The organism is Streptomyces sp. NPDC046203 (genome assembly GCF_040646255.1).
Taxonomy (GTDB): Bacteria; Actinomycetota; Actinomycetes; order Streptomycetales; family Streptomycetaceae; genus Streptomyces.
Genome location: NZ_JBEYZX010000002.1, coordinates 220,607 through 237,051 on the forward strand (window position 1 = coordinate 220,607; position 16,445 = coordinate 237,051).

At 73.6% G+C, this 16,445-nt stretch carries 13 protein-coding genes; 8 read left to right on the plus strand and 5 right to left on the minus strand.

The window, feature by feature from the left end; translation table 11 throughout:
* Positions 1-256 precede the first annotated feature (256 nt).
* Positions 257-1,825 carry a protoporphyrinogen oxidase gene (hemG, locus tag ABZ990_RS02705; RefSeq protein ID WP_361224132.1) on the plus strand — a complete coding sequence of 523 codons (1,569 nt, stop codon included), beginning with the start codon at positions 257-259 and terminating at the stop codon, positions 1,823-1,825.
* A 17-nt stretch (positions 1,826-1,842) separates the two neighbouring features.
* Positions 1,843-2,556, plus strand: coding sequence for a hydrogen peroxide-dependent heme synthase (gene hemQ, locus ABZ990_RS02710; RefSeq protein ID WP_361224134.1), 714 nt, complete (start codon positions 1,843-1,845; stop codon positions 2,554-2,556).
* 25 nt (positions 2,557-2,581) lie between these two features.
* Here hemQ and ABZ990_RS02715 read toward each other — a convergent pair whose 3' ends face one another.
* On the minus strand, positions 2,582-4,420 hold the full coding sequence (locus ABZ990_RS02715; RefSeq protein ID WP_361224137.1) for an alpha/beta fold hydrolase: 1,839 nt from the start codon (positions 4,418-4,420) through the stop codon (positions 2,582-2,584).
* 344 nt (positions 4,421-4,764) lie between these two features.
* Here ABZ990_RS02715 and ABZ990_RS02720 point away from each other — a divergent pair, with 344 nt between their 5' ends.
* Both ABZ990_RS02720 and ABZ990_RS02725 read left to right on the plus strand, forming a co-directional pair.
* Positions 4,765-5,526, plus strand: coding sequence for a HEAT repeat domain-containing protein (locus ABZ990_RS02720; protein ID WP_361224140.1), 762 nt, complete (start codon positions 4,765-4,767; stop codon positions 5,524-5,526).
* A gap of 120 nt (positions 5,527-5,646) precedes the next feature.
* On the plus strand, positions 5,647-6,675 hold the full coding sequence (locus ABZ990_RS02725; protein WP_361224143.1) for a HEAT repeat domain-containing protein: 1,029 nt from the start codon (positions 5,647-5,649) through the stop codon (positions 6,673-6,675).
* A gap of 246 nt (positions 6,676-6,921) precedes the next feature.
* Here ABZ990_RS02725 and ABZ990_RS02730 read toward each other — a convergent pair whose 3' ends face one another.
* Both ABZ990_RS02730 and ABZ990_RS02735 read right to left on the minus strand, forming a co-directional pair.
* Positions 6,922-8,373 carry a DUF692 domain-containing protein gene (locus tag ABZ990_RS02730; protein WP_361224146.1) on the minus strand — a complete coding sequence of 484 codons (1,452 nt, stop codon included), beginning with the start codon at positions 8,371-8,373 and terminating at the stop codon, positions 6,922-6,924.
* Between the two features lie 266 nt (positions 8,374-8,639).
* Positions 8,640-9,401 carry a peptidyl-tRNA hydrolase gene (locus tag ABZ990_RS02735; RefSeq protein ID WP_361224451.1) on the minus strand — a complete coding sequence of 254 codons (762 nt, stop codon included), beginning with the start codon at positions 9,399-9,401 and terminating at the stop codon, positions 8,640-8,642.
* A gap of 183 nt (positions 9,402-9,584) precedes the next feature.
* Here ABZ990_RS02735 and ABZ990_RS02740 point away from each other — a divergent pair, with 183 nt between their 5' ends.
* The 3 genes from ABZ990_RS02740 to ABZ990_RS02750 all read left to right on the plus strand — a co-directional run bounded on the left by ABZ990_RS02740 (position 9,585) and on the right by ABZ990_RS02750 (position 11,857).
* Entirely contained in the window at positions 9,585-10,259 is a 675-nt protein-coding gene (locus tag ABZ990_RS02740; protein ID WP_361224149.1) for an AIM24 family protein, read from the plus strand.
* 99 nt (positions 10,260-10,358) lie between these two features.
* Positions 10,359-11,204 (plus strand): ATP-binding cassette domain-containing protein, encoded by an 846-nt coding sequence (locus tag ABZ990_RS02745; RefSeq protein ID WP_361224152.1) that lies wholly within the window; start codon positions 10,359-10,361, stop codon positions 11,202-11,204.
* Entirely contained in the window at positions 11,201-11,857 is a 657-nt protein-coding gene (locus ABZ990_RS02750; RefSeq protein ID WP_361224155.1) for an ABC transporter, read from the plus strand. The genes ABZ990_RS02745 and ABZ990_RS02750 overlap by 4 nt, the downstream gene beginning before the upstream one ends.
* A gap of 185 nt (positions 11,858-12,042) precedes the next feature.
* Here the strand turns inward: ABZ990_RS02750 and ABZ990_RS02755 are convergent, their stop codons facing one another.
* Positions 12,043-13,992 carry a LamG domain-containing protein gene (locus tag ABZ990_RS02755; protein ID WP_361224157.1) on the minus strand — a complete coding sequence of 650 codons (1,950 nt, stop codon included), beginning with the start codon at positions 13,990-13,992 and terminating at the stop codon, positions 12,043-12,045.
* Between the two features lie 284 nt (positions 13,993-14,276).
* On the opposite strand from ABZ990_RS02755, the gene ABZ990_RS02760 reads away from it, so the two are divergent.
* Complete coding sequence (locus tag ABZ990_RS02760; protein WP_361224160.1) at positions 14,277-15,371, plus strand: acyltransferase family protein; 1,095 nt, start codon at positions 14,277-14,279, stop codon at positions 15,369-15,371.
* A 115-nt stretch (positions 15,372-15,486) separates the two neighbouring features.
* Here ABZ990_RS02760 and ABZ990_RS02765 read toward each other — a convergent pair whose 3' ends face one another.
* A complete protein-coding gene (locus ABZ990_RS02765; RefSeq protein ID WP_361224163.1) occupies positions 15,487-16,440 on the minus strand; it encodes a polysaccharide deacetylase family protein in 954 nt (317 codons plus the stop codon).
* Between the last annotated feature and the right edge of the window lie 5 nt (positions 16,441-16,445).

The following is a 16,445-nucleotide window of genomic DNA, read 5'->3' on the forward strand; positions in this document are numbered from 1 at the left end:
TGCGTCCCCGGTGTCCCAGGTCCCCCGTACGTCCCCCGCTTCCCGTCTTCCTCGCGCTTCCCCCGTCTCCGCGTTCGATTCCGCGTTCGTTTCCACAATCGAGCCGTGCATCAAGGCCCCCCAAGGCGGTCGTCCGATGTGTCGTGGCGCGGGTTTGACGGATGGGGCCCGTCCGCCGGTTGCCCTTTCCCGGTCGCGAAGTGGTCACGGTCAGGCCTCGGATCGAAGCGCCGAAGCCGTTTGAGAGAGTGGGACCATGAACGCGAACGCGCAGACAACGGACGCACCGGACGTCGTGGTCATCGGCGGCGGCATCGCAGGACTCGCCGCCGCCCACCGCCTCGTCACGGCCGGCAAGCGGGTCACCCTCCTCGAAGCCGGCGACCGGCTCGGCGGCAAGCTGATGGCCGGCGAGATCGCCGGCGCCCCCGTCGATCTCGGTGCCGAATCCCTGCTCGCCCGTCGCCCCGAGGCCATCGCGCTCGCCGAGCGGGTCGGTCTCGGCGACCGCCTCCAGGCCCCCGCCACCACCACCGCCTCCGTCTGGTCCCGCGGCGCGCTCGTGCCCATGCCCAAGGGCCACGTCATGGGCGTCCCCGGCGACGGCCGCGCCGTCGAGGGCCTGCTGTCCGCCGAGGCCGTGGCCCGTATCGGCCTCGACCGCGAGCTGCCGCCCACCGAGATCGGCGACGACATCGCCATCGGCGCGTACGTCGCCGAACGCATGGGCCACGAGGTCGTCGACCGGCTCGTCGAGCCGCTCCTCGGCGGGGTGTACGCGGGTGACGCCTACCGCATCTCGATGCGTGCCGCCGTTCCCGCGCTGTTCCGCGCCGCCCGGGAGAACGCCACGCTCGCCGAGGCCGTCAAGGCCGTCCAGCGGGCGGGCGCCGCCACCCCGAGCGACGCCGCGGGCGCCGGCACCGGCCTCGGCTCCGGCACCGGTCCCGGCACCACCGCCGCATCCGGCTCCGCCCCCGGCCTCGGCGGATCCGCGTTCGCCGGCATCCGGGGCGGTGTCGGCACGCTCCCCGGCGCGGTCGCCGACGCCGTACGCGCCGCGGGCGGCACGATCCTGACCCGTACCCCGGTCACGGGCCTGCGCCGCATCGGCCCCACGGGTTCCACCGGCTCCACGGGCTCCACTGGCCCCACGGGATCCACTGACCCCACCGGCTGGGAGATCACCACCCCGGACCGCGTCCTGACCGCCGGCGCCGTCGTGCTCGCCACCCCCGCCGGGCCCGCCGCCGAGCTGCTCGCCTCGCTCGCGCCCGCCGCCTCCGCCGAGCTGGGCTCCGTCGAGTACGCCTCCATGGCCCTGATCACCCTGGCCTTCCGGCGTGCGGACCTGCCCGCCCTGCCCGGCTCCGGCTTCCTCGTCCCGCCGGTCGACGGCCACACCATCAAGGCGTCCACCTTCGCCAGCCAGAAGTGGCAGTGGATCTCCGACGGGGCCCCCGACCTCTTCGTGCTGCGCACCTCCGTCGGCCGGCACGGCGAGGCCGAGCAGGTCGGACGCGAGGACGCCGACCTGGTCGACGTCTCCCTGAAGGACCTGGGCGCCGCCACCGGGCTGGCCGCCCGGCCCGTCGCCTCCACCGTCACCCGGTGGATCGGCGGTCTGCCCCAGTACCCGGTGGGTCACCTGGCCCGGGTCGACCGGATCCGCGCCGCCGTCGCGGATCTGCCCGGTCTGGCCCTGGCGGGCGCCGTCTACGAGGGCGTCGGAATCCCCGCGTGCGTCGCCTCGGGCGAACGCGCCGCGGACGAGATCATCGCCACGTCGGAAACGGGTGACCCCGGTGCGGGGCACTCTCGGTGAAGGGCGAGAATAGAGCCATGAGTGCGCCCGAAAAGATCCCGAACGCCGGTAAGAAGGCGAAGGACCTCAACGAGGTCATCCGCTACACCTTGTGGTCCGTCTTCAAGCTGCGCGATGTTCTTCCAGAGGATCGGGCCGGCTACGCCGAAGAGGTCCAGGAGCTGTTCGACCAGCTCGCCGCCAAGGACATCACCATCCGTGGCACCTACGACCTCTCCGGGCTGCGCGCCGACGCCGATCTCATGATTTGGTGGCACGCCGAGACGAGCGACGAGCTCCAGGACGCGTACAACCTGTTCCGCCGCACCAAGCTGGGCCGTGCCCTGGAGCCGGTGTGGTCGAACATGGCGCTGCACCGTCCCGCCGAGTTCAACAAGTCGCACATCCCGGCCTTCCTGGCCGACGAGACTCCGCGCAACTACGTGTCGGTGTACCCGTTCGTCCGCTCGTACGACTGGTACGTGCTGCCGGACGAGGACCGCCGCCGGATGCTCGCCGACCACGGCAAGATGGCCCGCGGCTACCCGGACGTGCGCGCCAACACGGTCGCCTCGTTCTCGCTCGGCGACTACGAGTGGATCCTGGCGTTCGAGGCCGACGAGCTGCACCGTATCGTCGACCTCATGCGTCACCTGCGGGGCTCCGAAGCGCGACTGCACGTCCGCGAGGAGATCCCGTTCTACACCGGCCGGCGCCGCAGTGTCGCCGAGCTGGTGGCGGGCCTGGCCTGACGGCCTTCCAGCCCCACCGACCCGGTCACCGTCCGGCGCCCAGCCGGGCGGTGACCCCTTGACCCGGAAGATCAGACGGCTCGCGGGAATCCGCCTGCCGCTCCAGCGACACCGGGTCCGGCTCCGGGTGCGGCGCGCATGACGCGCGCCGCACCGGCGTCTTCTGGGCCGTGTACGCGGACGGATCCGCGAGCGGCCCCGCGGCCGTGGCCGCCGGCACCTCGGTCTCTTCCTCGGTGCTCACCCCGTCGCCGCCCACGGCCTCGTCGGGCACCTCGCCCGTGAGCAGGTAGCGCTCCAGATAGCTGTTCACACAGGCGTTGGGGCCGCCCCCCGTCCCGTGCGTCCCGGCACCCCGCTCGGTGACCAGCGCGGACCCCGCGAGCCGGCGGTGCAGTTCGAGCGCCCCCTCGTACGGAGTGGCCGCGTCCCGCTCGGCCGCGAGGATCAGTACCGGCGGCAGCACTCCCGGACCGGTGCGCACGTCCAGCGGCGTCTGGCGCGGGGCCGGCCAGTAGGCGCAGGGCAGGTTCGCCCACACGTTGTCCCAGGTCTCGAACGGCGCGCGGCGCGCGAGCAGCGTGTTGTCGTGGTCCCAGACGGCGAAGTCCTCCGGCCAGGGGCCGTCGTTGCACTCCACCGCCGTGTAGACGGCGGTTCCGTTGCCGGGGTCGCTCGCCGGGCCGTCGCCGGCCTTGTCGCTCTTGGCGTCCTCGCCGCCCTTGCCGTTCTTGCGGCCCTGGGCGTCCTCGCCGTCCTTGGCGGCCTCGGTGTCGTGGGGCGCGGGCGCGGCCTGTTCCACCAGTGGCTTCGGGTCGCCCTTCAGATACGCGCCGAGCGCGCCCGCCCGGGCCGGCCAGTACCGGTCGCTGTACATCCCCGCGAGCATCGCCCGGTGCAGCTGCCCCGGCCCGACCCGGTCGCCGGCGGGCGTGGCGGCGAGCTTCGCGCGCACCTTCTCGTAACTCGCGGCCACCTCGGCGGCCGTCTTCCCGAGGCCGTACACCCGGTCGTGCTTCGCCGCCCAGGTACGGAAGTCCGCCCAGCGCTGCTCGAAGGCGAGCGACTGGTCGAGATTGCTCTCGTACCAGATCTTGCCCGGCGTCGGGTTCACGGGCGCGTCGAGGACCATCCGCCGCACCCGCTGCGGGAACAGGGTCGCGTACAGGGCGCCGAAGTACGTGCCGTACGACCCGCCCATGTACGTCAGCTGCCGCTCGCCGAGCGCCGCCCGCAGCACCTCCAGGTCGCGGGCGTTGTTCAGCGAGTGGTAGTGCCGCAGCCCCGGGCCGGTGCGCTCGGCGCAGCCCCGCGCGTACGCCTTGGCGCGCTCGATCCGCTCCCGCTTGAAGTCCTCGGAGGGGTGCGTCGGCGCGAGCGTCGGCTCCTGGGGGCGGCGGGCCGGGTCCTCGCAGGACACCGGCGCGGACCGGCCGACGCCGCGCGGGGCGTAGCCGACCAGGTCGTACGCGGCGGCGATCCGCTGCCAGGCGGGCAGCTCGGCGGCGAGCGGGAAGGACGTGGAGGAGGCGCCGGGCCCGCCCGGGTTGAAGACCAGGGCGCCCTGCCGCTGCCCGGCCGGGCCGGACGCCTTGATCCGGCTGACGGTGAGCGGGATACGGGTGCCGTCCGGGTGCGCGTAGTCCAGCGGGACCTCCACGGTCCCGCACTCCACCGTCTTCGGCAGTTTCTCGGCCGCCGGACACGCCCCGAACCGGATGCCCCGCGTCTCGGCGACCCGCGTCGCGACCGCGACGCCCAGGCTCTCGGGGGACGGGGCCGGCCCGCCCGGCGCGGCCGCGGTGGGGGTGGCGACGGCGGCCGGGGTGAGGAGGGCGGACAACAGCAGCGCGACCGGTTTCATGGGGGATCCTTCGAGGAGACCTTCCGGCGGGGGCGGGACAGACGCCTCCCAGGGGGAGGGTTCGCCGCCCGGGGGCCGGTGTAAAGCACCGGGGGCGGGTGTCGCCGGACTGTCCCCGAACGCCGTACGCGCGGCGGGGGCGCGGCCGGGCCCGCGCACCGGCCGCGCGCTTCCCTCGCGCTCCGCCGGGTGTGGGGCGGGGGCGGGTGGGTGTGGGGGCGCCGGGTGTGGGCGGGGACGGTCGGGGGCGGTCGGGGCTGCTCCGGTTCCGGTGGAAGGGGCGAGGTCGCGCTTGACCTTGACACGGTGACAAGCCTTTGGCTGGGTCCCGAGGAGGTGGCCCCATGACCATGTCGGCATCGGAGGCGGACACATCCAGGGCACCGTTTCTCCGGGCGCTGGAGCACAGGGACCTGTCGGTCCGGGTACGGGCGGCGCTGGAGATCGGATCGCGGCCCGACCCGGGGTACGTCGGGACGCTCGTGGAGCGGTGCCGAGAGGAACCCGACTTCTCCGTACGGGAGACGTTGACCTGGGCGCTGACCCGGCACGCGGCGGACGAGACGGTTCCGCTGCTCGTCGGCGAGGTGCGCTCGGACGTGCCACGGGCGCGGAGCCAGGCGCTGCACACCCTGTCCAAGATCGGGGACCGGCGGGCCTGGCCGGTGATCACCCCGGCGCTCCTGGCGGACCCCGACGACGAGGTGGCCCGTACCGCGTGGCGGGCGGCGGTCGCGCTCGTACCCGAGGGGGAGGAGCACGCGCTCGCCGTAGAGTTGGCGAAACGGCTCGGGTGGGGCGGGCACGAGACGCAACTCAGCCTCAGCCGGGCGCTGATCGCGCTCGGCGAGGTGATCCAGCCGCTGCTGGCCGCCGCGGGGAACGCCCCCGAGCCCGGGGTGCGCACGCACGCGAAGGCGACGGAACGTCTGTGGCACGACCCGGACGCCGGTTTCGCGTCCGCGATCGAGGAGGCGAAGCGGATCGTGGCCCTCGGCGGGCGGGGCGACGACGGGGCCGGGGGCGAGTCGGGAGACGAGCCCGGAGACGGGGCCGGAGACGAGTCCGGGGGAGAAGGCGCGGCTGACGTGCCCGAGGCTGGGTAGGCGGAGGCGGAGGCGGTGGGCCTGAGGGCGGTGGGCCCGAAGGTGGGGCCGGTGCCTCGGGTGGGGTCTCGGACGGAACCCGGACGGAACCCGGACGGTATGGCGGAAGGACGGTGGACGGTGCTGATCGGTGAGGTCGCGCGGCGGTCCGGGGTGAGCGCCCGCATGCTGCGGCACTACGAGGCGCTCGGCCTGGTGCGGCCGACCGGGCGGACCGGCTCCGACTACCGGGAGTACTCCGCCGAGAACATCCGGCGGATCTTCCACATCGAGAGCCTGCGCTCCCTGGGCCTGTCGCTGCGCGAGGTGGGGCGCGCGCTCGACGACCCGGACTTCACGCCCGCCGGGCTCGTCGACGACCTCGTCCGCCGTACGCGAGAGCGCATCGCGGCGGAGACGGAACTGCTGACCCGGCTGCGCCGGATCGACGCCGCCGAACCCGCCGCCTGGGAGGACGTCCTCCAGGTCACCGCACTGCTCCAGGCGCTCGGCTCGAAGAACCCGAAGGCACGTCAGCGCGCGGCCCTGGCCGCGGCCGAGGAGGTGCCCGTGCCGGTGGAGGCGCTGGTCGAGGCGGTCCTGAGGGAGCCGGAACCGAACGTCGCCGGAGCCCTCCGCTGGGCCCTCGCGCCCTCGGGCGGGGAAGCGGCCGTGCTGCTGGCCCAGGGCCTCGGCGCGGCGGAGGCCGAGGTACGCGTCCGGGCCGTCCGGTCCCTCGCCGAGATCCCGGGCGACACGGCGACCGCCCTGCTCCGGGACGCTCTCGGGCATCCCGACGGCGCGGTGCGCGGGTACGCGGCCCTGGCGCTCGGGACGCGGGGCGTGGCCGACGCCGTACCGGCCCTCGTCGATCTGGTCGTCGAGGGCCGGGGCGATGTCGACGCCGCCGACGCGCTGAGCGCGCTGGCCGGCGGACCCGTACCACCGGAACGCGTCACGGCCGCGCTCGTCGGCCGCCTCGCCACCGGCACCCTGGAACCCCCCGCGCGCCGGCGGCTCACCCAGGCGCTCGCCGACATCCCCGGGCCCGCGGCCACGCACGCCCTCGAAGAGCTGGCCGAGGACGAGGACCGCGCGGTGGCACTGACCGCCACCGCCGTCCTGGGGCTGAGGGCTGGGGAGGGTACGGACGACCGCCGCGCTCGGTGAGTCCCGTGCGTCGGTCGTCTCGCCGTCGGCACCCTGGATCCGCTCGTTGTCCGTCCGCGTGGTGGCGGCCCGGTCGGCAGGTCGCGGACGTTCTCGGGCCGGGCGGCGGGGCGGGTCCTCGATGTGCCGTCCGGGCTGGGGACTTGAAGGCTGGGGAGGGCCGAGGGAGGGCCGGGTACCGCTACCCGGCCGCCCCTCGGCGAAGAGCGGACCGACCCCTTCCCTCGGTCTGTCGGCCCCGGCCCGTCAGGCCCGGTGCGGGCGCAGTCTCGTACGGATCCGGTGGGCGAGCCGGGCGATCGGCCCCGGGGGCCGGGTGCCCGCGCGCTCCCGCCACCACGCGGCGAGCCGTCGGCGTGTGGCCGGATCCTCGGGGCGGCCGGCGAACAGCAGTTCCTCGGCGAAGTCGAGGGCGTCGTGGCGGTAGCCGTCGGTCATGGGCCGGTTGCGGGCGTACGCGAGGAACGCCGGCCGGTACTCCGCGCCGAGGATCTCCGGCAGCTCCGGTGCCACCTTCCCCACCACGTCGGCCCGTTTGCCCGTCAGCGCCCGGCTCTGCACCCCGAGCCGCCGGGCGTCGAACCCCTCGGGCGCCGGAGTGCCCGCGACCAGCGACGACAGCAGCGCGGTCTGGGCGACCCCGACCCGTTGCCGGGCACGCAGGGTGCCGACCCGGCCGTGATCCCGCCCGTGGTCCCTTGCGGGCGCGGGCGCGGGTACGGGCGAGGGTTGTGCGACCGGCGTGGCCGGGGGGACAGACGTGACCCGGACCGGAGCCGGGTCCGGCATCGCGCCGCCCGAGACCCGGGCGCCCGCGCCGATCAGTAGCGGTCGTGGCCGCGCGGCGGCCACCGTCGTGCGGATCGTGGCGAGTTCGGCGGCGAGTTCCTCGCGCGTGGGGAAGTTGTCGTCGCGTTCCAGCAGGACGCCCGGCGGGGCGACCCGGGCGGCGAGGTCCGCCAGGATGTCGAGGACCGGCTCGGGCACCGGGTGGGCGTGCGTGTCGTGCCACACCCCGTCCCGTTCCAGACCGCCCGCCACGTGTACGTACGCGAGCGCGTCCAGCGGCAGCCCGGCCAGCGCCTGGGCGGGGGTCTCGCCCCGGTTGACGTGGTTGGTGTGCAGATTGGCGACGTCGATCAGGAGTCGTACTCCCGTACGCTCCACCAGTTCCGAGAGGAACTGCGCCTCCGTCAGCTCCTCGTCGGGCCAGGCGATCAGGGCCGCGATGTTCTCCAGGGCGAGCGGCACCGGGAGTGCGTCCTGGGCGATCCGTACGTTCTCGCACAGCACGTCGAGCGCGTCCCGGGTGCGCGGCACGGGCAGCAGGTGCCCCGCCTCCAGGCGCGGTGTGGCGGTCAGCGGCCCCCCGGCCCGTACGAACGCCACATGTTCCGTCACCAGCGGCGCGCCCAGCAGTTCCGCCTTCCGCGCGAGCGCGGCGAGCCGCCCGGCGTCCGGCCGGTCGGCGCCGCCGAGGCCCAGCGACACGCCGTGCGGTACGACGGTCGTCCCGCGGGCCCGCAACCGGACCAGCGAGTCCGGCAGATGGTCGGCGCACAGGTTCTCGGCGACGACCTCGACCCAGTCGATCCCCGGCAGGGCCTCGACCGCGTCCGCGATCTCCGGCCGCCACCCGATCCCGACCCCCAACTGCGCCGGCGCTCCCGGCGCCCGCTTCCGTTCCGTCTCCCCCATGCCGTCGTCCCCCTTCTCGGCCGGTACGGTCCCAGACCTGATGGCCCGGAAGCACGCGTTCGAATCCGGATCAAGAGACGTTCAGAGCTTCATTTGAGGTTCGCCGCTGTGTACGCCTCGGGGGCCCCGCGAGCCCCATGAGCCCCGCGCCGCCGTGGGCGCGGGCCCGCTGCCGCCCGTCCGGCGGATCCGACTCCGTACACCTGTCGGATGCCGCACTGGAGTCGCAGGTACGGCGCGCCTCGCCCGAGCCCGGCCCCGGCGGGTCAGCGTGCTGCGACGCCCGCCGCCGGGAACTCCGAGATCACCGTCATCGAATTGGGCGCGATCTCCGTGAAGCCGGCGTCCCGGACCATCGGGAGGTCGCTCGCCGTCAGGCGCGCCCAGCGCTCCGGAGTGGCGGTGCGGACGGCGAGCGGGAAACCGGCCGCGCGCCAGGCCGCGCGGGCGGGGTCCGGCAGGCGCCACCACAGGAGCTGGGCGCCGTGCCCGGTCTGGGCCATCGTCTTGCCCGCCGACATGGCGAGCTCCGGGTTCAGCCACAGCACCGCCGCGCCGTCCGGGACGGGGCCCGGCTCGGCCGGGTCGTCGAGGTCGGTACCCGACACCTGGAGCTTGATCAGCTCCTTGGGCCAGCCGTCCAGTGGGACCGGCGGGAAGACCCGAACCTCGGCCGCCGCCGGAGCCTCCGTCGTGCTCGGCTCGTTCGTCCCCTCTGCCTCGCTCGGCTCGCCGGTCCCGTCCGTCCCGCCGGTGTTCCCGGCGCTCGCCGCGTCCGCCACCGCCGTGCCCGTCGTGGCGCCCGTCACCGTGATGCCGGGCAGCGTCGTCGCCTTGCGCCACTCCGCGCCGCGCGCCCGCCGTACCACCTTGCGGATCCGGGCGTCCTGCCAGTCCGTCATGGCCTGGGCCCACGGTCCCTCACCGAGCGACCGCTCGTCGGACAGGATCGTCAGGACCGCGCGGGCGGACGTCTCCAGGGCGTCGGTACGGGCCGGGGGCGCGCCGCGCTCGATCCGTACCACCAGGGGGAGGACGAACTCGGGCTTCTCGTCGCGGAGGTCGTGACCTTCGCGGTCTTCGCGGTCGGTGTGGTCCTCGCGGGCTTCGGTGTCGTTGCTGCTCACCCGGCAAGTCTGCCACCGTGCCCGGCGGAGCCTGCCCCGGGTTTTCCTTGTGGGATCCGGTGCGTACGGGACAGGATGCCTGTCATGAAGAGTGATTTGTTCGCGAGTGAGCACCTTGCCGAGGCCGCCACGGTGCCGGGCATGACCCTGCAGAACACCAAGTCGGTCAAGTACGCCGTCAACGGGGAGATGCACGCCCGGCAGGGCTCGATGGTCGCGTTCCGGGGGAACCTTCAGTTCGAGCACAAGAGCCAGGGCCTGGGCGGCCTGCTCAAGCGGGCCGTGACCGGCGAGGGCCTGGCGCTGATGGCCGTACGCGGCCAGGGCGAGGCGTGGTTCGCGCACGAGGCGCAGAACTGTTTCATCGTGGAGATCGAGCAGGGCGACGCGCTGACCGTCAACGGCCGCAACGTCCTCTGCTTCGACTCCACCCTCCACTACGAGATCAAGACGGTGAAGGGCGCCGGCATGACCGGCGGCGGCCTGTTCAACAGTGTCTTCACCGGATACGGCAAGCTCGCCCTGATGTGCGAGGGCACCCCGATCGTCATACCCGTCACCCCGCAGGCGCCGGTCTTCGTCGACACCGACGCCGTCGTCGGCTGGAGCCAGCAGCTCCAGACTTCGCTGCACCGCTCCCAGTCCTTCGGCTCGATGATGCGCGGCGGCTCCGGCGAGGCCGTCCAGCTGCGCCTGGACGGCAACGGCTTCGTCATCGTCCGCCCGAGCGAGGCGACCCCGCAGAAGGTCGCGAACTGACCGTCGTAGGGGACGGTGAGGGCGAGGGGGCCGCGGGCCGGGGTCAGAGGCCGGGGCTGGGGTGAACTCAGGGGCCGAGGTCGGGGGGACGGGATCCGGATGAGGTTCGAAGGCGTCGGACGCCGTTACGGACCGCGCGGGCCATGGGTGCTGCGCGAGGTGAGCCTGGAACTGCCCGCCAGCACCCTCGCCCGGATCACCGGCGCCAACGGCACCGGGAAGTCCACTCTGCTGCGGCTCGCCGCGGGCCTCGACGCGCCGGGCGAGGGCCGGATCACCGGCCGTCCGGCCCGTACCGCGTACGTCCCCGAACGCTTCCCGGCCGCCCTGCCGCTGACCGCCCTGGCGTATCTCGTCCACCTCGGCCGGATCCAGGGCCTGGGGGCCTCCACCGCCCGGCGGCGGGCGGGAGAGTGGCTGGAGCGCTTCGGCGCGGCGGAGTACGGGGACACCCGGCTCGGCGAACTGTCCAAGGGCAGCAGCCAGAAGATCGCCGTCACCCAGGCCCTGCTGGCCGCATCGGACCTGCTCGTCCTGGACGAGGCATGGACCGGACTCGACACCGGCGCCCGCGCCGAACTCGACCGCGCCGTCCGCGAACGGACCGCCGCCGGCGGCCGTGTCCTCTTCGTCGACCACGACCCGGCACGGCTCGCGGGCGAGCCCGACGCCGTGTGGACGGTGGCGGCGGGCCGCGTCACCCGCGCGGCGGTCCGGCAGGAACCACCCCGGGCACAGGTCGATCCACTGGTTCGCATCATTGCCACCGGCGGTACCCGCCCTCCCGGCGATCTGCCCGCCCGGCACGTGTACGAGGGCGACCGGCTGACCGTCACCGTCGACCCCGCCCGTTCCGATGCCACCCTCCGGGCCCTGCTCGACGCGGGCTGGCACATCGACGGCCTGCGTACGTGCACGACCGAAGACGAAGGCGTCCACGTATGACGGCGTTGATCCGCTACCAGACCGCCCTGCTGCTGCGTTCCCAGCGCTGGCTCGCGCCCTTCCTCCTCTACGCGGCCTTCGTCGCCGTCGGCATCCGCGCCGGCGATCCGGTGCTGGACTCTCTCGGGTACGCGGTCGCGGGCCTGGTCCCGGTGACGGCGTGGGTCGTACGAATCTGTCTCGTCCAGGAGCTGTCCGCCGCCCGGGCCGTGACCGCGGCCGCCGCCGGACGTGCCCGTGCCCACCTCGCCACCGTCCTCACCGGCACCCTGGCCGCGCTCCTCACCGGCGTCGTCACGGTCCTCGGTGTCACGGCCGTGACCGGCCGGCACGGCCTCACCCCGCTCGCGGCGGGGACGGCGGGGCTGACGGCCGCCACTGTGTGCGTCCTCATGGGTACGGCCATCGGCGTGCTGACCACCCGTCCGCTGATCCGGGCCCGCGGCTGGTCCCTCGCGGCCCTGCTGCTCGGCTCGCTGCTCGCCCTGGTCACCGCGGGCTCCCCGGCCCGCACGGCGCTGACCGCCTTGACGACGGCCGCCCGCACCACCCCCGCCACCGCCCCGTACTCCTGGCCGGCCCTCTTGCTCGCCCTCGTCCTCGCGGCGGCGGCCGTGATCCTCGCCGTCCGCGTCACGGGCCGGCGGTCATGAGTACGCGCGTGGAGTTCACGATGCACTGTGGCCCGGGGCGGCGGCCCTGACCCTCGCCGTCCATGCCGCCCGGGCATATGCCCGGGCGCACACGTCGACTCGGGCATATGCCGACCGGGGCGGGCGCGTGGTGCGCCCGCCCCGGTCGAGGTGGTGTGCGAGGGAAGAAGCGGACGTCCGACGGGTCAGTAGCCGACGACTTCCGACACCTGCTGCGTGCTGGTGAGGGCGCCCGCCCACACCCGGATGTCGCTGATCCGGCCGGGCAGGTGGCTCCCGGTCGCGTCCTTTCCGATGGTGAAGCCCGAACCGACCGTGGCCTGATAGGCCGTCGGCACGCCTTGCCGGCTACCGGCGGTGTAGAGGGAGATGGTCCTCGTCCCGGCGTCGTAGACACCGGTGAGCCCGATCCTGCCCTTCGGCATGAGGGATTCGTTGCTGGTGACGGAGACGGTGGTGCCGTCCGAGGCCACCCGCCCGAAGTGCCACTTTCCAACGGGAATCTGCGGGAAGGTGATCTCGCCGGTCTCCTCGTCGAACACCGGAGGGGCGCTGGTGTCGTCCTTCGTGCCGGTCTTCTCGAACCAGATGCCCCACGAGGAACCCGTCGCTCCCGCCTGCTGGCCGAGCACCTGCAAGCGGGTCCCCTTGGGCATGTCGTAGAGCTTCTCGGTGTCCACGTCCACTTCCGTGGCGACGGTGAAGGAGCCGGTGTCGTCCACGAGCGGCCGTTCCGTCGAGCCGAAGCCGTCGGCGCCGTTCAGCTTGATGCTCTCGCCGTCCAGCGAGGCCGAGGGCGACAGCGTCAGAGTGTTCCCGTATCCGCTGGTGTCGGGCAGGACGGAACCGGTGGCACCGGCCGGGCTGTACCGGCCCACCAGCTCGACATGGGCTTGGCCTCCCGTAGCGATCAGATCGGCCTGGTCCGCCATCTCCTGCGGCGACAGCGGACGCTGCCAGACGGTCGCCTCGTCGATCTCGCCCGGGAAGTAATCCGTGTACGAGCCCGCGTCCTTGGCGCGTCCCACCTGAAGGCCGCCGGTCGAGGGCCACAGGGGCGCGGTGAGGTCGACGCTGCCCTGCGGCGCGCCGTTCACATAGAGCTGGAGCTTCTTCGCCGCGTTGTCCACGACGAGACCGAGCTGGGTCCACGCCCCGGGCTGCGGCGCGTGCAGCGCGTCGACCCGCCGAGTCCCGGAGTCGCCGACCGTGCCACCGTCCGTGCCGTTCGCGTCACCCGCGCCGACCGTACCCTCCGCACCGTCCGTGTCGGGCAGCCGTACGCACCAGGTCCGGACGTCCCCGCAGTAGCCCAGGGAGAAAGCGCTGCGGTGGGAGCCGTCCTGGCTCAGGACCGTGGCGTCCCCGGCACCGGCCGTCTCCGGCCGCGCCCAAGCCGTCACGGTGTAGGAGGTCCGGGTGTCGACGACCGGCTCGGCGCTCCAGGCCGCGCCCTGAGGCGTGCCCTGGCTCGCGCCGGTCAGCGCCAGCGCCTGGTCCTGCGTTCTGGTGCCGTCCTCCGCGGTCAGTTCGCCCCGGCGACCGTGGTCGTTACGGCTCGCGCCGGACGCGGCGAGGGTCAGGTCGTGCCGAAGGGCGGGGTCGTCCGTGGAACGGTCCACCGCGGCGCCGGACTCCTCGTCGAAGTCCCAGTGGCCGACCGGCGCGGATCCCATCTTGACCAGGAACTTCACCGTCGTCTCGCCGGTGCGGTTCAGGGTGTCCTTGACCCGGACGTCCAAGAGGAAGGTGCCGGACGTCGGAGGGGTGACGTCTACGGTGAACGACTCGGCGGTGAGGGGGTTCCAGCCACTCCAGACGGCATCGGAGGAGAGCTTGTACTGGTAGTGGGTGACGGCCTCGTCGGCACCCGTGGCAAAGGTGAACGACCCTGCCTGGTTCGGTCCGCCGAGCATCTCGCACGGCCCGCCCGTGACACACGGCTGGTAGACCGTGCTGTACGTCACCACCGGAGGTTTGGGCGCTGTGGGCCCCGCTGCCTGCTCGGCGGCCTGGGCGCTGCCGGCCAGGGCCAGCAGCGACGGGGCACTCACCGTCAGGCCCCAGGCCAGGGCGAAGGTCGCGAGCCGTCTCGATCCTCGGGCACGCGGAGCATGCCCTCGCTTTGTGTTCATGTTCATGGTCCCCACCCAAGAGTCATATGCGCTTCACCGCGCCTACACGGACCGGCATATGACACAGGGCCGAGCAGGGCCCTGACAAGGGCATTTCCTCAAGGTGCGCGCCTCGGTCCCTCACGAAGGGTCCGGTCGGCGGGAACGTGCGCGACGACGGGCGGGCGGCTCGCACCCCCGGTACGCGGTTAGGGTCGGCAGGCGGCAACCGGACTCACGAGGAGCGTGGGACGGGGCCGTCGCCCGTCGGGCGCCCCCGAGAACGTCACCACCCGAGGAAGTACGTGTCCCAGCTCGCGTCACCGGTCCAGAGTCCCGACACCGCGCGGGCCGCTCCGTCCGAACGCGCCGCGTACTTCGACAACGCGAAACTCCTCCTCGTCGTCCTCGTCGTGTGCGGGCATTTCTGGGAGCCGCTGATCGGCGAGCCGGAGCAGCGGGTCGCCAAGGCGCTCTACCTGCTGGTCTATGCCTTCCACATGCCCGCGTTCATCCTCGTGTCGGGGTTCTTCTCGCGCGGCTTCACCGCTCGGCCCCGGCAGATACGGCGGCTGGCGAGCGGCGTGCTGATCCCTTTCCTCGTCTGGGGGGTCCTGCTCGCGCTCTTCACAGCCGAGGTCAAGGACACGCCGGTCGCGATCGAACCGCTCACGCCGGTGTGGGTCACCTGGTTCCTGATTGCGCTCTTCCTCTGGCGCCTGTCCGTGCCGTTCTGGCGGATGCTGCGCGCCCCGGTGACGGTGGCGACCCTCGTGTTCCTGGCCTCCGGCGCCTTCTCGTTCGGGGCCCAGCTGTCCCTCACCCGTGTCCTGCAGTTCCTGCCCTTCTTCGTCCTCGGGCTCACGGTGGAGCCTCGGCACCTCGCCTGGCTGCGGGAGACCCGGTGGGTCAAGGGGGCCGCGGTGGCCGTCTTCGCCGTCGCCGGCGCGGCGGCGTACAAGATCGCACCCGGCATGAAGGTCCTCTGGCTGTACCGGAGCGCGGGAGCCCCGGACCTCCATGTCGGCTACGCCCGCTGGGCCGCCGAAGCCGGGGCCGTGTGCGCGGCGGGCCTTGTTCTCACCGCCGCGTTCCTGGCCCTCGTCCCGACCCGCCGCACCTGGTTCACCGCGCTCGGCGCGGGAACCATGGGCGCCTTCCTCCTGCACGCCTTCATCCGCCAGGGCGCGGTCGCCGCAGGCGTCTTCGACCACCCCTTCGTCCAGGGCACCCCGGGTCTGGCGGTGCTCACCGCCGTGTCCGTCGCCCTCGCCGTCCTGCTGTGCACGCGGCCGGTCCGGACGCTGCTGCGTCCGCTGGTCGAACCCCGGCTGGCCTGGCTCTTCCGTCGGGAGACGGCGCCGGGCCGGGACGAGGCGCCTCGTCACCGCGAAGGCTGACGGACGTACGACGGGACCGAGGGAGCGGGGGAGCGGATCGGGGGCAGCCGGATCGGACGTACGGCCAGGGGGCCCCTTCGTGGAGGAGTCGGTCCGGCGCCGCCGGGGCGGTCCGTCAGCGGCTCATCAGTTCCGACACCCGGACGAAGCGGTAGCCCTTGGCGCGCAGCTCCGGGACGATCCGGCGGATCGCCTCCTCCGTCACCGGCGCGGCGCTGCGCGTGCAGTGCATGACGACCAGGGAACCCGGCTTCACCCCGGAGAGGACCTCCTCGGCGACGGCGTCCGCGTCCGTCGCGAAGGCGTCGCCGCTCACCACGTCCCACTGCACGGCGGTGACCCGCGCCGGGGCGAGGGCGCGTCGGGCCGCGTCGTCGTAGCAGCCGCCGGGGAAGCGGAAGTACGGCACGACATGGGTGACCCCGGCGTCCCGGAAGGCGTCGAAGGCGCGCTGGACGTCGGCCGCCATCTCGCCCCGCTCGACGGTCGGCAGGCCGTAGCAGGGGCTGGAGAAGGCGTAGTGGCTGTACGAGTGGTTGGCGACCTCGAAGAGCGGGTCGTTGCCGATGGACTTGGCCTGGTCGGGGTACTCCTGCGCCCAGCGGCCCGTCATGAACACGGTCGCGTCGACCTTGAGGCGGCGCAGGGTCTCGATGAGCTGCGGATTGTCGAAGTGCTCGCCCGCCGCCGCGCGCGGGCCCTGGTCGGCCGTCATGTCTGCGTCGAAGGTGAGGGCGACGACCTTCTCGGCGCTCTTGGCCCGGTGGCTGTAGACCGGGGTGAGCCCGCCGGCCGCCGGGGCGAGGGTGGGGGGTGCCTTGCGTGCGGCGTCGGCCGGCTGGTTCGCGGGCTGGTCCTCGGGCTGGTCCTCGGGCTGGTCCTCGGGGTGGCCGGGCGCGTGGCGGGCTCCGGCGGCGGGGGTGCCGTCGGCCTTCGCGGCGGTGTCGGCTTTCGAGGCGCCGGCTTTCGGGGGCGCGGAGTGCTCGGATGCGCCCCCGCCTCCGGCGCATCCGACAAGAACAGCACCGAAAAGGGCGATTGCTGCAAATCTTCGTGCAGGAATGGTCACCTGGG

Excerpts from the sequence above, each read along its gene's own strand:
- hemG (WP_361224132.1), top strand. The coding sequence starts at position 257 with ATGAACGCGAACGCGCAGACAACGGACGCACCGGACGTCGTGGTCATC.
- hemQ (WP_361224134.1), top strand. The coding sequence starts at position 1,843 with ATGAGTGCGCCCGAAAAGATCCCGAACGCCGGTAAGAAGGCGAAGGAC.
- ABZ990_RS02715 (WP_361224137.1), bottom strand. The coding sequence starts at position 4,420 with ATGAAACCGGTCGCGCTGCTGTTGTCCGCCCTCCTCACCCCGGCCGCC.
- ABZ990_RS02720 (WP_361224140.1), top strand. The coding sequence starts at position 4,765 with ATGACCATGTCGGCATCGGAGGCGGACACATCCAGGGCACCGTTTCTC.
- ABZ990_RS02730 (WP_361224146.1), bottom strand. The coding sequence starts at position 8,373 with ATGGGGGAGACGGAACGGAAGCGGGCGCCGGGAGCGCCGGCGCAGTTG.
- ABZ990_RS02740 (WP_361224149.1), top strand. The coding sequence starts at position 9,585 with ATGAAGAGTGATTTGTTCGCGAGTGAGCACCTTGCCGAGGCCGCCACG.
- ABZ990_RS02745 (WP_361224152.1), top strand. The coding sequence starts at position 10,359 with ATGAGGTTCGAAGGCGTCGGACGCCGTTACGGACCGCGCGGGCCATGG.
- ABZ990_RS02750 (WP_361224155.1), top strand. The coding sequence starts at position 11,201 with ATGACGGCGTTGATCCGCTACCAGACCGCCCTGCTGCTGCGTTCCCAG.
- ABZ990_RS02755 (WP_361224157.1), bottom strand. The coding sequence starts at position 13,992 with ATGAACACAAAGCGAGGGCATGCTCCGCGTGCCCGAGGATCGAGACGG.